Genomic DNA, 13,325 nt, shown 5'->3' with positions numbered 1-13,325 from the left:
GTTTATCTCGAGGTATTTCGCAAAGCGAGAAAACAGGTAGCGGCATGAATATCAGCGACAAGAAAAAACGCACGATGAAAAGACAGGCACCTTCAATTCAGAAAGTGCCTTGCAGGTTAGTATTCGTCGCGCTCATCATCGTCAGGTTGCTCAAGCACGCTGTACGCAACGGCACAGAATAGAGAGTTCAGACGCTTCATGTCCCCGAGCAAACCGAGGTGCAGCGAGCTGGTTTCGATACTCTGCACGTTTTGCTGATGCAGGCGATCCACGTGCGCATGTGAGAAACGACGATTCAGAATACGGAATCGATGTTTGTTACGGCGCAAGCGGCGAGCACTGTTTACGTCCGCAGAGAAGAATACCGACAAGCTAAGTTTCAGGTTGCTGGTAAGTTGCTGCAGCAGAATATCCAGTTCCTTCAGGCCATCCGGCGAGAAGGCCCGCCGCGCGGCCAACGATTTATCGGCCACTTCACTGCCCATGCGCTCGAGAATATCCGCCGCCTGTTCGAGGTTTAGCGACATCTCAATAATTTCCGCCCAACGGCGCGATTCGACTTCCGCAAGCTCCTCTTTTTGCATCTGCGCCATGTACAGTTTGATTGCGGTGTACAGCACATCCACATCATCCGCGAGCTTACGCAACTCTTTCTCCTGACGCGGTTCGCCGTGCATGACCTTGCTCCAGGTCTCGAGCATTTGCTCGAGCACGTCACCCATACGTAAGGTTTCACGCGCCGCGTTTGACAGGCCAAGCGCCGGAGTATCGAGCGCGGTGACATCAAGGTGCTTAGGCTTCATGCGCGCATCCACTTCTGGCACTTCGCTAATCACGCTGCGGCAGAAACGCGCCATCGCACCGGCAAACGGCACCATCGCCAGGCAGCGAATCAGGTTGTAGAAGACGTGGAAATAGATAACCAGTTCAGATTCCGGCTGCGAGAGTTTTTGCATCGCGTCCGCCAGAATGTGAATGAACGGCAGCACAATCACTCCGCCCACCAGCTTGAACAGCAGGCTGCCAAGTGCCACACGGCGAGCCGCAGCATTGGCGGTGCTGTTGTTGAGCATCGCCAACAGACCCGAGCCGAGGTTGGCACCAATCACCAGGCACAGCGCGACATCAAACGAGATAATCCCGGCGGACGTGAGCGTAGCGGTCAGCAAAACTGCGGCAAGGCTCGAATAACTGATAATGGCAAACATCGCGCCAATCAATGCATCAAGCATGATATCGCCCGTCAACGAGGCGAAAATCACCTGTACGCCTGAGGCTTGGGTTATTGGCGTAACAGCAGCAACGATCAGCTCCAGCGCCAGCAGAATCAAACCAAGGCCGATACCCACGCGCCCAAGTTGCCCTGCCCGCGTCTGTTTACGACTGAGGAAGAAAATCACGCCAATGAAGATGAGTAATGGCGATAGCCAGGAAAGGTCAAAGGTCAGGATACGCGCCATCAGCGCAGTCCCCACATCCGCCCCCAGCACGATGACCAGCGCAGGCGTAAGAGCGACCAAATCCTGGGCAACAAACGATGTCACCAACATGGTCGTGGCATTGCTACTCTGAACGAGCGCGGTAACACCAATACCTGCACAGAAGGCGAACGGTTTTTTTTCAACACTGCGGCTGAGCACGCTACGGAGATTGGCCCCATACACTCGCATGATGCCGGTACGCACAATGTGCGTTCCCCATACCAGTAGTGCCACCGCAGAAAGCAGATGCAATAAAGTAAGCACGCGTTCTCCGGGAAGTTATTAGAAAAGAAAATCCTTCTCTTTCCAGTATATACGGATTGGCTGTAATTAAACGTTTCGTGGTGTCAGGACAGGAAAAGTGAGAAGTTGTAGGGTGGATAAGCGCAAGCGTCATCCACCTTTTTTTGTCGGATGACGCTAACCCTTATCCGACCTACAAAATAAAAAATTAGTCCGCGTCGTAACCCAGATTAGGTGCTAACCAGCGCTCAACATCGGTCACCGACATCCCTTTACGACGGGCATAATCTTCCACCTGGTCGCGCTGGATCTGCGCGACGGCGTAGTATTTGCTGTCAGGATGGCTGAAGTACCAGCCGGAAACCGACGCACCCGGCCACATGGCGTAGGATTCAGTCAGTTTCATGCCGACCACGTTTTCGACATCCAGCAATTCCCAGATGGTCGCTTTCTCGGTATGTTCCGGGCAGGCCGGATAACCTGGCGCCGGGCGAATGCCCTGGTAGTTCTCACGAATGAGATCTTCGTTGCTGAGGTTTTCTGTTGGCGCGTAGCCCCAGTAAACCTTACGCACACGCTCATGCAGATATTCGGCAAAGGCTTCCGCCAGGCGGTCAGACAGCGCTTTCACCATGATTTTATTGTAATCATCGTGCTGCGCTTCAAAGCCTTCTGCCAGTGCGTCCTCTTCCATGCCACCGGTGACGGCAAACGCACCGATGTAATCCTCTTTGCCGCTATGTTTTGGCGCGACAAAATCTGCCAGGCAGTAGTTGGCAAAGCCGACTTTTTCAGTCTGCTGACGCAAATGGTGCGCCACTGTCAGCACCTGAGTACGAGATTCATCGCGATAAATTTCGATGTCATCGTCAACGCGGTTTGCCGGGAACAGCCCCACCACGCCACGCGGCGTCAGGAGTTTCTCTGCATGCAATTTGTCGAGCATATCGTTGGCATCTTTGAACAGGCGCTGCGCCTCTTCACCAACCACTTCATCTTCGAGGATGCGCGGATATTTCCCGGCCAGCGACCAGGTCATAAAGAACGGCGTCCAGTCGATATAATTACGCAGCGTTTCAATGCTGGCCGTCACTTCCTGTACACCCGGGCGATGTGGAACTGGAGGGGTATAGCTTGCCCAATCAAATGCCAGATCGTTTTCACGCGCGGCAACAAGCGTAACCGGCGGAGTACGCGGTTTTTTACGGCCATGCTGAGTACGTACGGTGACATATTCTTTGCGGGTGCGCGCCACAAAATCGTCGTGCTGCGTTGGTGAAAGCAGCGCCGAAACGACGCCGACAGTACGTGAGGCGTTCTGCACGTAAACCGTTGGGCCGCTGTAGTTCTGCTCGATTTTCACTGCCGTGTGCGCTTTAGAAGTCGTCGCCCCGCCAATCAGCAGCGGCAGCGTAAAGCCCTGGCGCTCCATCTCTTTGGCGACGTTAACCATTTCGTCCAGCGACGGCGTAATCAGACCGGAAAGACCAATAATGTCCGCGCCCACTTCACGGGCGGTTTTCAAAATCTTCTCGGTTGGCACCATCACGCCCAGGTCGATGATTTCGTAGTTGTTACATTGCAGCACCACGCCAACGATGTTTTTGCCAATGTCGTGAACATCGCCTTTCACCGTGGCGAGAACGATTTTACCGTTGGTTGAGCCTTTCTCTTTACTGGCTTCAATGTACGGTTCGAGATACGCCACCGCTTGTTTCATCACGCGGGCAGACTTCACCACTTGCGGCAGGAACATTTTCCCTTCGCCAAACAGGTCACCGACCACGTTCATGCCGGTCATTAGGGGCCCTTCAATCACTTCGATTGGACGGGCAACTTGTTGGCGGACTTCTTCGGTGTCAGCTTCGATAAATTCGGTGATGCCTTTGACCAGCGAGTATTCGAGGCGTTTTGCCACGTCCCAGCTGCGCCACTCGGCTTGCTGTGCGGCCGCGCCATCATCGCTTTTGCTGCCGCGATATTTTTCGGCGAGATCCAGTAAGCGTTCCGTACCGTCATCGCGACGGTTAAGGATCACGTCTTCGACGGCATCACGCAGTTCAGCAGACAAATCATCGTAAATCGCCAGCTGGCCTGCGTTGACGATACCCATGTCCATGCCGTTACGGATGGCGTAATAGAGGAACACCGCGTGAATCGCTTCACGCACCGGGTCGTTACCACGGAAGGAGAACGACACGTTCGACACGCCGCCGGAGATCATCGCATGCGGCAGTTCGCGCTTGATGTCTTCGCATGCGCCGATAAAGTCCTGGGCATAATTGTTGTGTTCTTCGATACCTGTCGCCACGGCGAAAATATTCGGGTCGAAAATAATATCTTCTGGCGGGAAACCAACATCTTCGGTAAGAATTTTGTAGGCGCGGCGGCAAATTTCAATTTTACGCTCTCGAGTATCGGCCTGGCCCACTTCGTCAAACGCCATCACCACCATCGCGGCACCGTAACGGCGCACCAGTTTTGCGTGATGGATAAACTGCTCGACTCCCTCTTTCATGGAAATCGAGTTAACGATGCCTTTGCCCTGAATGCACTTCAGACCTTTTTCGATGACGTCCCACTTTGAGGAGTCAATCATGATCGGCACGCGAGCGATGTCTGGCTCACCCGCAATCAGGTTGAGGAAACGCACCATAGCCGCTTCGGCGTCGAGCATCCCTTCATCCATGTTGATGTCGATGATTTGCGCGCCGCTTTCGACCTGCTGAAGTGCGACTTCCAGCGCTTCATTATATTTTTCTTCTTTGATCAGGCGCTTAAATTTGGCGGAACCGGTGACGTTGGTACGTTCACCGACGTTCACAAACAAGCTGTCCGCACCAATGTTCAGCGGCTCAAGACCTGCCAGACGGCACGCAACCGGGAGTTCAGGTAACTGACGCGGCGCAACACCTTCAACGGCCCGGCTCATCGCAGCGATGTGTGCAGGCGTGGTACCACAGCAACCGCCGATGATATTCAGGAAACCGGCTTGTGCCCATTCGCCAATCTGGCGAGCCATCTCATCGGCATCGAGATCGTATTCACCAAAGGCATTTGGCAGACCGGCGTTCGGGTGCGCAGTGACATAACAGTCAGCAATACGGGAAAGCTCGGCGACGTACTGGCGCAGTTCATCTGGCCCCAGGGCACAGTTCAGGCCGAAGGTCAGCGCATCCGCGTGGCGTAATGAGTTATAGAAGGCTTCGGTCGTTTGGCCGGAAAGGGTACGGCCAGAGGCATCGGTAATGGTGCCTGAGATCATGATCGGCAGATCAACACCCAGCGCTTCAAATTCGGTTTTAACCGCAAAAATAGCGGCTTTGGCGTTCAGGGTATCGAACACCGTTTCAATCATTATCAGGTCTGCCCCGCCTTCCACCAGCGCACGAGTGGATTCACGGTAGGCATCCACCAGTTGATCAAAGGTGACGTTACGAAACGCGGGATCGTTCACGTCCGGGGAAATAGACGCAGTACGGTTGGTTGGACCTAATACACCTGCCACATAACGTGGTTTTTCTGGTGTACGAGCGGTCCACTCGTCAGCACACGCGCGGGCAAGTTTTGCCGCTTCGTAGTTAATTTCTGCCGACAGGGATTCCATTTGGTAATCCGCCATCGCGATGGTCGTTGAGTTGAAGGTGTTGGTTTCGACGATGTCAGCACCGGCTTCAAAGTAAGCGTAGTGAATAGCGGCAATGATTTCCGGTTTACTCAGCACCAGCAAGTCGTTGTTGCCTTTCAGGTCACACGGCCAGTCCGCAAAGCGTTCACCACGGAAATCGCTCTCATCAAGACGGTAACTCTGGATCATGGTTCCCATACCACCATCCAGCACCAAAATGCGTTCTTTCAACTGCTGATGCAGTTTTTCTAATTTATTGCTCACTCTCGCTCCCACCTGTTTACCCAAGCCTGTCAGCCTAACAAGCCATACTGTCACAAGTTGTAATATACCCAAAATAATTCGAGTTGCAGAAAGGCGACCAGGCCGTAAGCCCCCGGGAGCATAGTGAACTATGTGACCGGGGCGCACGGGTGCAGTCAACGCATCTGCAACTTGAAGTATGAGGGTATAGTCGCAAAGCAATCGAACATGAGACGTGTTCACCTGACTGATCCGATGAGTCTGATGCTGGTTGCATTCTCGCCAAATAAAACGAAAATGATTTCCACGATACGAAAACAGGAGTCAGTTATGGTCGCTGCCGTTCCCGCCAAACGTGGAAAAAAACCGCGCACAGCCACAGTGGTTGCTCCACAGCCTACCGGACAGGTTCAGTCATTAACTCGCGGGTTAAAACTGCTTGAATGGATTGCCGAATCTCATGGCAGCGTTGCGCTCACTGAGCTTGCACAGCAGGCTGGCTTACCAAATTCAACGACGCATCGTCTGCTGACCACCATGCAGCAGCTTGGCTTTGTTCGCCAGATTGGTGATTTAGGGCACTGGACGATTGGCGCGCACGCGTTTGTCGTCGGCAGTAGCTTCCTGCAAAGCCGTAATCTGCTGGCGATAGTGCATCCGATGCTGCGCAAGCTGATGGAAGACTCCGGCGAAACGGTGAATCTGGCAGTGCTGGACCATAGCGATCACCAGGCGATTATTATTGACCAGGTGCAATGCGCCCAGCTGATGCGGATGTCCGCCCCTATTGGCGGCAAATTACCCATGCACGCATCGGGTGCCGGGAAGGTGTTTCTCGCCAATCTGAGCGACGATGAAGTTGTGACGTTACTGCATCGCAAAGGCCTGCACAGTTACACCCCTGCGACCCTCACTTCCCCGCTGCATCTGAAAGAAGATTTAGCGCAAACCCGCAAACGCGGTTATTCCTTTGATGATGAAGAACATGCGCTGGGCCTGCGTTGTGTGGCGGCGTGTATTTACGACGAGCATCATGAAGCATTTGCCGCAATTTCGATTTCCGGGCCGATTTCACGCGTTACGGATGACCGCGTGACCGAGTTGGGCGCGTTAGTGATTAAAGCGGCGAAAGAGATTACTCAGGCGTACGGTGGCGGGCGCTAAAGTGAATGGTGGATGACGCTAACGCTTATCCACCCTACTTTTCTTGATTAACCGGCCTGCTGTAAATCGCCGAAACGGACAATGAATCGCTGGCGCTTACGATAGGCAAAAACATCTTCTACGTGGCCGTTGCGGATACGCTCCTGCAATGCGCGCCAGTAATCAGCGCGAAACAGGTCGCTGTGCATCTCATCAAAAAGCTGGCGAATACGCGGGTCAGCGCAGAGATAGTGACGAAACTCCTCCGGGAAAACATCCCCTGTCGCCACGCTATACCACGGCTCAGCGGCGAGTTCGTCTTCCGGATAACGCGGCGGCGGCACATTCCGGAAATTCACTTCCGTCATATAGCAAATTTCATCGTAATCGTAGAACACCACGCGGCCATGGCGTGTGACACCAAAGTTTTTAAACAGCATATCGCCGGGGAAAATGTTCGCCGCGGCAAGCTGGCGGATGGCGTTACCGTATTCTTCTACCGCATCGCGCAACGGCTGCCCTTCCACCTGCTCAAGCCATAAATTCAACGGCACCATTCTGCGTTCAATATATAGATGGCTGATGGCAATGCGGTCACCGAGATCGGTCAATTTTTCCGGGACTTCCTGGTACAACAACTCCAGCAGCGGTTGGCTAATCTGATGTTTTGACAGCACAAAATTTTCAAACTCCTGGGTATCAGCCATGCGACCGACGCGATCGTGCTCCTTAACCAGCTGATAGCATTCACGCACCCGTTCGGCCGTTACCTCTTTTTGCGGAGCAAATTTGTCTTTAATGACCTTAAAGACCCGGTCAAAACCAGGGAGCGTAAACACCAACATCACCATTCCACGGATACCCGGCGCTTCAATAAACTGCTCATCAGTGGCAGAAATATAGGTCAGATATTCACGATAGCTTTCGGTCTTACCATGCTTCTGGCAGCCAATCGCCATATAGAGTTCGGCGGTCGTTTTGCCTGGTAACAACTCACGCAGCCATTCAACCAAAGCGGCAGGCTGCGGGGCATAAACCATGAAATACGATCGCGCGAAGCCGAAGACAATACTCGCCTCGGAAGTACTGGTCAGGCAGGTATCAATCACTAACTGTCCGTCATCCGTGCGATGAATCGGCAGCAAGAACGGTACTTTTCCGCCCGGCAGCACCAGTTTTCCTACCAGCCACGCAGCTTTATTTCGATAAAACAATTCGTTAGCGATATCGAGTGAAGCATGCTGTAAAACATCCGCACCAAAAGTTTCTGTCAGATGCGCAATGATGTAACCCGCATCCCGCGCTAAATCTTGCCACGGCAGACGTAAGGGCAAGTCTCTTAGCAACGAGCGCAAAAGGGGTTGCCAGCCTAAAGCCGGGGTAAAGGTTTTTGACAGCGGACGAGGGATCTCGCGAAAGCGTTTTTCATCCTGAGAGCTAAAGATAAAAAGCCGCTCGGGAGATAACGAGCGGTGGTCGAAGAGGCGACAATAAACGGAATTGAAAAAGCTTTCGGCGATTTCAAACCGGGGGTAATCGGGCAACAACTGCGTGTACTGCGCTTTAACGCGCGATAAAAACTCGTCGTCAGTATTGTGGCCACCGGTGATGCAGCGTAATTGCTCTACCACCAGACCCACGTGGTGATCATAAAGATGGATGCGGCTTTTCATCGCCCGCTGAACTGCATGCCAGTCTGCCTGCTCGAAGCGCTGCTGCGCCCCGGCAGTGACTTCGAGAAAGCGACCATATTGCGCGTCGAAACCTTGCAAAATGGTGTGTGCAATTAACAGTTCCAGCTGTCGCGTCATGGGTTACTCCGTCGCGAATTTCCACCCTCACCCAGACCCTCTCCCTGAGGGAGAGGGGAATGGATCGTGTTTTTCTTCCCTCCCTGTGAACTGAGGGAGAGGGGACTGGATCGTGGTTTTCTCCCCTCCCTGTGAACTGAGGGAGAGGGGACTGGATCGTGGTTTTCTCCTTCTCCCTCAGGGAGAAGGTTGGGATGAGGGTTGTTTTAGAACTGTTCTTCTTCCGTGGAGCCGGTCAGAGCGGTAACGGAAGAAGCTCCACCCTGAATAATCGTCGTCACGCGGTCGAAATAGCCCGTTCCCACTTCCTGCTGATGGGAAACGAAGGTGTAACCTTCTGGTGCCGCGGCAAACTCTGGCTGTTGTACTTTCTCAACGTAATGTCGCATGCCCTCACCCTGCGCGTAGGCATGAGCCAGGTCAAACATGTTGAACCACATGCTGTGGATGCCCGCGAGGGTAATAAACTGGTACTTGTAGCCCATCGCTGACAGCTCCTCCTGGAACGAAGCAATGGTTTTATCATCCAGGTTTTTCTTCCAGTTAAATGATGGTGAACAGTTGTAAGCCAACAGTTTTCCAGGGAAACGAGCATGGATGGCATCAGCAAAACGACGTGCCTGCTCAAGGTCCGGTTTCGACGTTTCACACCACACCAAATCAGCGTAAGGCGCGTAAGCAAGACCACGGCTAATGGCCTGCTCGATACCTGCACGGGTGCGGTAGAACCCTTCTTGTGTACGCTCGCCTGTGATAAATTCGCGATCGTATTCATCGCAATCAGAGGTGATTAAATCAGCCGCGTCAGCGTCAGTACGAGCAATCACCAACGTCGGCACGCCCATCACGTCAGCAGCGAGACGCGCCGCGACTAATTTCTGAATCGCTTCCTGAGTCGGAACTAATACCTTGCCACCCATGTGCCCACATTTTTTCACCGAGGCCAGTTGGTCTTCAAAGTGAACAGCTGCGGCGCCGGCCTGAATCATCGATTTCATCAGCTCAAATGCGTTCAGTACGCCACCAAAACCCGCCTCAGCATCGGCAACGATCGGCAGGTAGTAATCGACATAGCGCGGATCGCCCTGTTCGATATTTGATGCCCACTGGATCTGATCGGCGCGACGGAAAGTGTTGTTGATCCGATCAACTACTGCAGGAACGGAGTTCGCCGGGTAGAGCGATTGATCCGGATACATGCTGGAAGCCAGGTTCGCATCTGCCGCAACCTGCCATCCTGATAGATAAATGGCCTCAATGCCTGCTTTCGCCTGTTGTAATGCCTGCCCGCCCGTTAACGCTCCGAGGCTATTGATATAACCTTTTTTCGATTCGCCATGCAGCAAGCGCCACATTCTGGCCGCACCGTTTTGCGCCAGAGTACATTCCGGATTCACCGAACCGCGCAGCTTGATAACGTCTTCTGCGCTATACGGGCGTTTGATACCTTCCCAACGTGGTTGAGTCCAATCTTCTTGTAATTGTTGGATTTGTTGAGTACGTGAGGTTTTCATTGCAGATGCTCCATTTTCTGCCCGGTTTTCCAGGCGTTATTGTTGCTGGCAGTTTGGATACGGCCTGCGCGCAAGAACCGGAGCGTACATGGAGTACGTGAGGATTCTGAGCACAGCCCGGGTTCAAAATGGCAAATAAAATAGCCTTGAAATCAGGCAAGCAGGCGGTAGCCTGGCAGCGTCAGGAAGTCGATTAACGTGTCGGAAGTGGTGATTTGTTCCATCAGGCGAGCGGCTTCGTCGAAGCGCCCCTGGCTGAAACGCTTGTCACCTAATTCTTCCTGAATAACGAACATCTCTTCGGCGAGCATTTGGCGGAATAGCGCCTTAGTGACCGTCTCGCCATTACTCAATGTTTTTTCATGATGAATCCACTGCCAGATGGAGGTACGTGAAATCTCTGCTGTGGCGGCATCTTCCATCAAGCCATAAATTGGCACGCAACCATTGCCAGAAATCCATGCTTCGATGTATTGCACCGCAACGCGGATATTGGCGCGCATCCCTGTTTCTGTGCGCTCGCCTGGGCAAGGTTCTAATAATTGTGCTGCGGTAATCGGGGCATCTTCTTCACGCAAAACTTGCAGTTGGTTTTTATCGTCGCCCAACGCTTTGCTAAAGACTTCCATCACCGTATCCGCAAGACCCGGGTGCGCAATCCAGGTGCCATCGTGGCCATTGGTGGCTTCCATTTGCTTATCGGCTTTCACTTTATTGAGTACCCAGTCGTTACGCTGGCTCTCTTTACTCGGAATGAACGCCGCCATGCCACCCATCGCGAAAGCACCACGGCGATGACAGGTTTTGATCAGCAAACGCGAATAAGCGTTGAGGAACGGCTTATCCATGGTGACCGACTGACGATCTGGCAGGACGCGATCAGGATGATTCTTCAGAGTCTTGATGTAGCTAAAGATGTAATCCCAGCGTCCGCAGTTCAGGCCCACGATATGATCACGCAGCGCATGCAGGATCTCATCCATCTGGAATACCGCTGGGAGCGTTTCAATCAGCAGCGTCGCTTTAATGGTGCCGCGTGGCAGTGAGAAATGATCTTCGGTAAAGCTGAACACTTCGCTCCACCAGGCTGCTTCCTGCCAGGATTGCGTTTTTGGCAGATAGAAATATGGACCGCTGCCTTTGGCTTGCAGAGCGTCCACGTTGTGGAAGAAGTAGAGTGCGAAATCAAACAAGCTGCCTGGGATAGGCTCATCACGCCAGGTGACGTGTTTTTCCGGTAAGTGCAGTCCGCGCACGCGGCAGACCAATACAGCCGGATCAGGCTTTAACTGGTAGATTTTCCCAGCTTCGTTCGTCCAGCTGATCGTCCCGCGAATGGCATCGCGCAGGTTGATTTGGCCGTCGATAACTTTGCTCCAGCTCGGTGCCAGAGAATCTTCAAAGTCAGCCATGAATACTTTGACGTTAGCATTGAGCGCGTTGATTACCATTTTGCGCTCGACGGGCCCGGTGATCTCAACACGGCGATCGAGTAAATCGTCCGGAATCCCGCGAATAGTCCATTCAGATTTATGAATGGAACTGGTTTCCGAAATAAAACCTGGAAGTTTACCTGCGTCGATTTCTGCTTGCTGAACGGTGCGTGCCGCCAGAAGTTTATTACGCTGCGGTGTAAAGCGGGTGACGAGCTCACGGAGAAACTCTACTGCATCAGGCGTCAGGATCTGTCGCTCTGCTTCACCAAACGGCTGGCTAAAGGCCAACTCTTCGCTAACTGTCTGTTGTGTCATTGGATATTCCCCTCGTCTTATCCCGTCTGTCATGCCAATTCAGCTGGTACGTCCAGTGTCTGGTTTTCACTCAACAGAGTTAAGACTACTTCATGATTTTCTAAAATCAAAAACAATTTCCATTTTTGAAATGAAAATAATTTATCACTTTGATAAATATGAAGTTAAAAATTATTCAATTAGGGAATGTGTTTTTAGGTAAGAAAAAAGCACCCGAAGGTGCCTTGATCTCAGAGCGGATGGGATGCTGAAACGCTTAATCGAGCGTTGGATTCATATGACGCAGATCGAACGGAGTGATCTGGTAGACGTAGTAGTTCAACCAGTTGGTGAACAGTAAATTCCCATGGCTACGCCATGTTGCATGTGGCTTTTTCTGCGGATCGTTATTAGGGAAATAGTTATACGGCACATCAGGATTAAGACCGGCTTCCACGTCACGGAAATACTCGCCTGAAAGTGTGTGCGCATCATATTCCGGATGGCCCGTTACAAAAGCAATACGCTTGTCTTTACTGCCAAATAGGTACGCATCCCCATCCTCTGATTCTGCCAGAACTTCTAGATCGGTGTAATCACGAATCAAGGATGCAGGGAAATCTGCATAGCGTGAGTGGGGCGCCAGGAAAGTATCATCAAAACCGCGAGTTAACAGAGCATGTGGGTACGTGAGATTGTGTGCATATACGCCAGACAGCTTCTCTTTGCGCGTTTGTTTAGGGATACCATAGAGAATATTCAGTGCGGCCTGCACAGCCCAACAGACAAAGAGCGTTGAGGTAACGTGATCTTTTGCCCAATGAAGCACTTGTTCGATCTGTGGCCAGTAGGCGACATCGTCAAATTCAACCAGACCCAATGGCGCGCCGGTGACGATCAGACCATCAAAATTTTCATCCTGAATATCGTCGAAATTACAGTAGAAGTTATTGAGATGCTCAGTCGGCGTATTGCGTGACTCACGGGAATCGATGCGTAATAGCTGGACGTCAACTTGCAAAGGAGAGTTAGAAAGTAGACGCAAAAACTGGTTTTCGGTCTCAATCTTTTTTGGCATCAGATTTAGTATGAGCACCTTTAGCGGACGGATCTCCTGGTTGCTGGCACGCGATGATGTCATGACAAAGACATTCTCATCACGCAGGAAATTGACGGCTGGTAACTCATCCTGTACCCGAATTGGCATAACCTTTTATCCTCACAGCATACGTTTAAACGTTTAGACATCCAGATAGCTGAAGATAACGCGACCATTGTCAAATGTCGAGTATTCATAAGATAGTTGAAAATGTTTCACTTAAGAACAGGGTTTTTATACGGCAGATTAAGCTGATTAATGGCGGTTTTAGTAGTGGAATATAATGAGGATGACGAGGAAATTTCATAAACTGCAGACAGCAAAAAGCCCTGTACGTCAGTACAGGGCTTTTCACTTGATTGGAGCCTGGCAGTTCCCTACTCTCGCATGGGGAGACCCCACACTACCATCGGCGCTACGGCGTTTCACTTCT

The 13,325-nt window shown here is 52.1% G+C and carries 7 protein-coding genes; 1 reads left to right on the top strand and 6 read right to left on the bottom strand.

What is annotated here, in order from left to right; all coding sequences use genetic code 11:
- Window positions 1-116: 116 nt before the first annotated feature.
- Together WBL83_RS21975 and metH are read right to left on the bottom strand one after the other, a co-directional pair.
- The gene (locus WBL83_RS21975; RefSeq protein WP_424591102.1) at window positions 117-1,745 is read right to left on the bottom strand and encodes a Na/Pi cotransporter family protein; all 1,629 of its coding nucleotides are present in this window, start codon (window positions 1,743-1,745) and stop codon (window positions 117-119) included.
- Between the two features lie 187 nt (window positions 1,746-1,932).
- The gene (gene metH / locus WBL83_RS21970; protein WP_424591101.1) at window positions 1,933-5,616 is read right to left on the bottom strand and encodes a methionine synthase; all 3,684 of its coding nucleotides are present in this window, start codon (window positions 5,614-5,616) and stop codon (window positions 1,933-1,935) included.
- Between the two features lie 309 nt (window positions 5,617-5,925).
- Here metH and iclR point away from each other — a divergent pair, with 309 nt between their 5' ends.
- Window positions 5,926-6,759, top strand: a complete 834-nt coding sequence (iclR, locus tag WBL83_RS21965; RefSeq protein WP_424591275.1) for a glyoxylate bypass operon transcriptional repressor IclR — start codon at window positions 5,926-5,928, stop codon at window positions 6,757-6,759.
- Window positions 6,760-6,806: 47 nt separating this feature from the next.
- Here the strand turns inward: iclR and aceK are convergent, their stop codons facing one another.
- From aceK to metA, 4 genes are all read right to left on the bottom strand, one after another.
- Window positions 6,807-8,549: a bifunctional isocitrate dehydrogenase kinase/phosphatase gene (aceK, locus tag WBL83_RS21960; protein WP_424591100.1), complete on the bottom strand. Its 1,743-nt coding sequence runs from the start codon at window positions 8,547-8,549 to the stop codon at window positions 6,807-6,809.
- A 206-nt stretch (window positions 8,550-8,755) separates the two neighbouring features.
- Window positions 8,756-10,063, bottom strand: coding sequence for an isocitrate lyase (aceA, locus tag WBL83_RS21955; RefSeq protein WP_424591099.1), 1,308 nt, complete (start codon window positions 10,061-10,063; stop codon window positions 8,756-8,758).
- A 152-nt stretch (window positions 10,064-10,215) separates the two neighbouring features.
- Window positions 10,216-11,814 (bottom strand): malate synthase A, encoded by a 1,599-nt coding sequence (gene aceB, locus WBL83_RS21950; protein WP_424591098.1) that lies wholly within the window; start codon window positions 11,812-11,814, stop codon window positions 10,216-10,218.
- Window positions 11,815-12,070: 256 nt separating this feature from the next.
- Window positions 12,071-13,000, bottom strand: coding sequence for a homoserine O-succinyltransferase MetA (metA, locus tag WBL83_RS21945; protein ID WP_424591097.1), 930 nt, complete (start codon window positions 12,998-13,000; stop codon window positions 12,071-12,073).
- Window positions 13,001-13,325: the final 325 nt, after the last annotated feature.

The organism is Buttiauxella sp. (assembly GCF_049686335.1).
Taxonomy (GTDB): domain Bacteria; phylum Pseudomonadota; class Gammaproteobacteria; order Enterobacterales; family Enterobacteriaceae; genus Buttiauxella.
Note: the sequence above shows the minus strand (reverse complement) of the source record. Positions and strands in the feature narration are given on the sequence as shown.

Bases quoted from the DNA above. Each gene is read 5' to 3' on its own strand.
- aceA (WP_424591099.1), bottom strand. From the start codon at position 10,063: ATGAAAACCTCACGTACTCAACAAATCCAACAATTACAAGAAGATTGG.
- aceB (WP_424591098.1), bottom strand. From the start codon at position 11,814: ATGACACAACAGACAGTTAGCGAAGAGTTGGCCTTTAGCCAGCCGTTT.
- metA (WP_424591097.1), bottom strand. From the start codon at position 13,000: ATGCCAATTCGGGTACAGGATGAGTTACCAGCCGTCAATTTCCTGCGT.
- iclR (WP_424591275.1), top strand. From the start codon at position 5,926: ATGGTCGCTGCCGTTCCCGCCAAACGTGGAAAAAAACCGCGCACAGCC.
- aceK (WP_424591100.1), bottom strand. From the start codon at position 8,549: ATGACGCGACAGCTGGAACTGTTAATTGCACACACCATTTTGCAAGGT.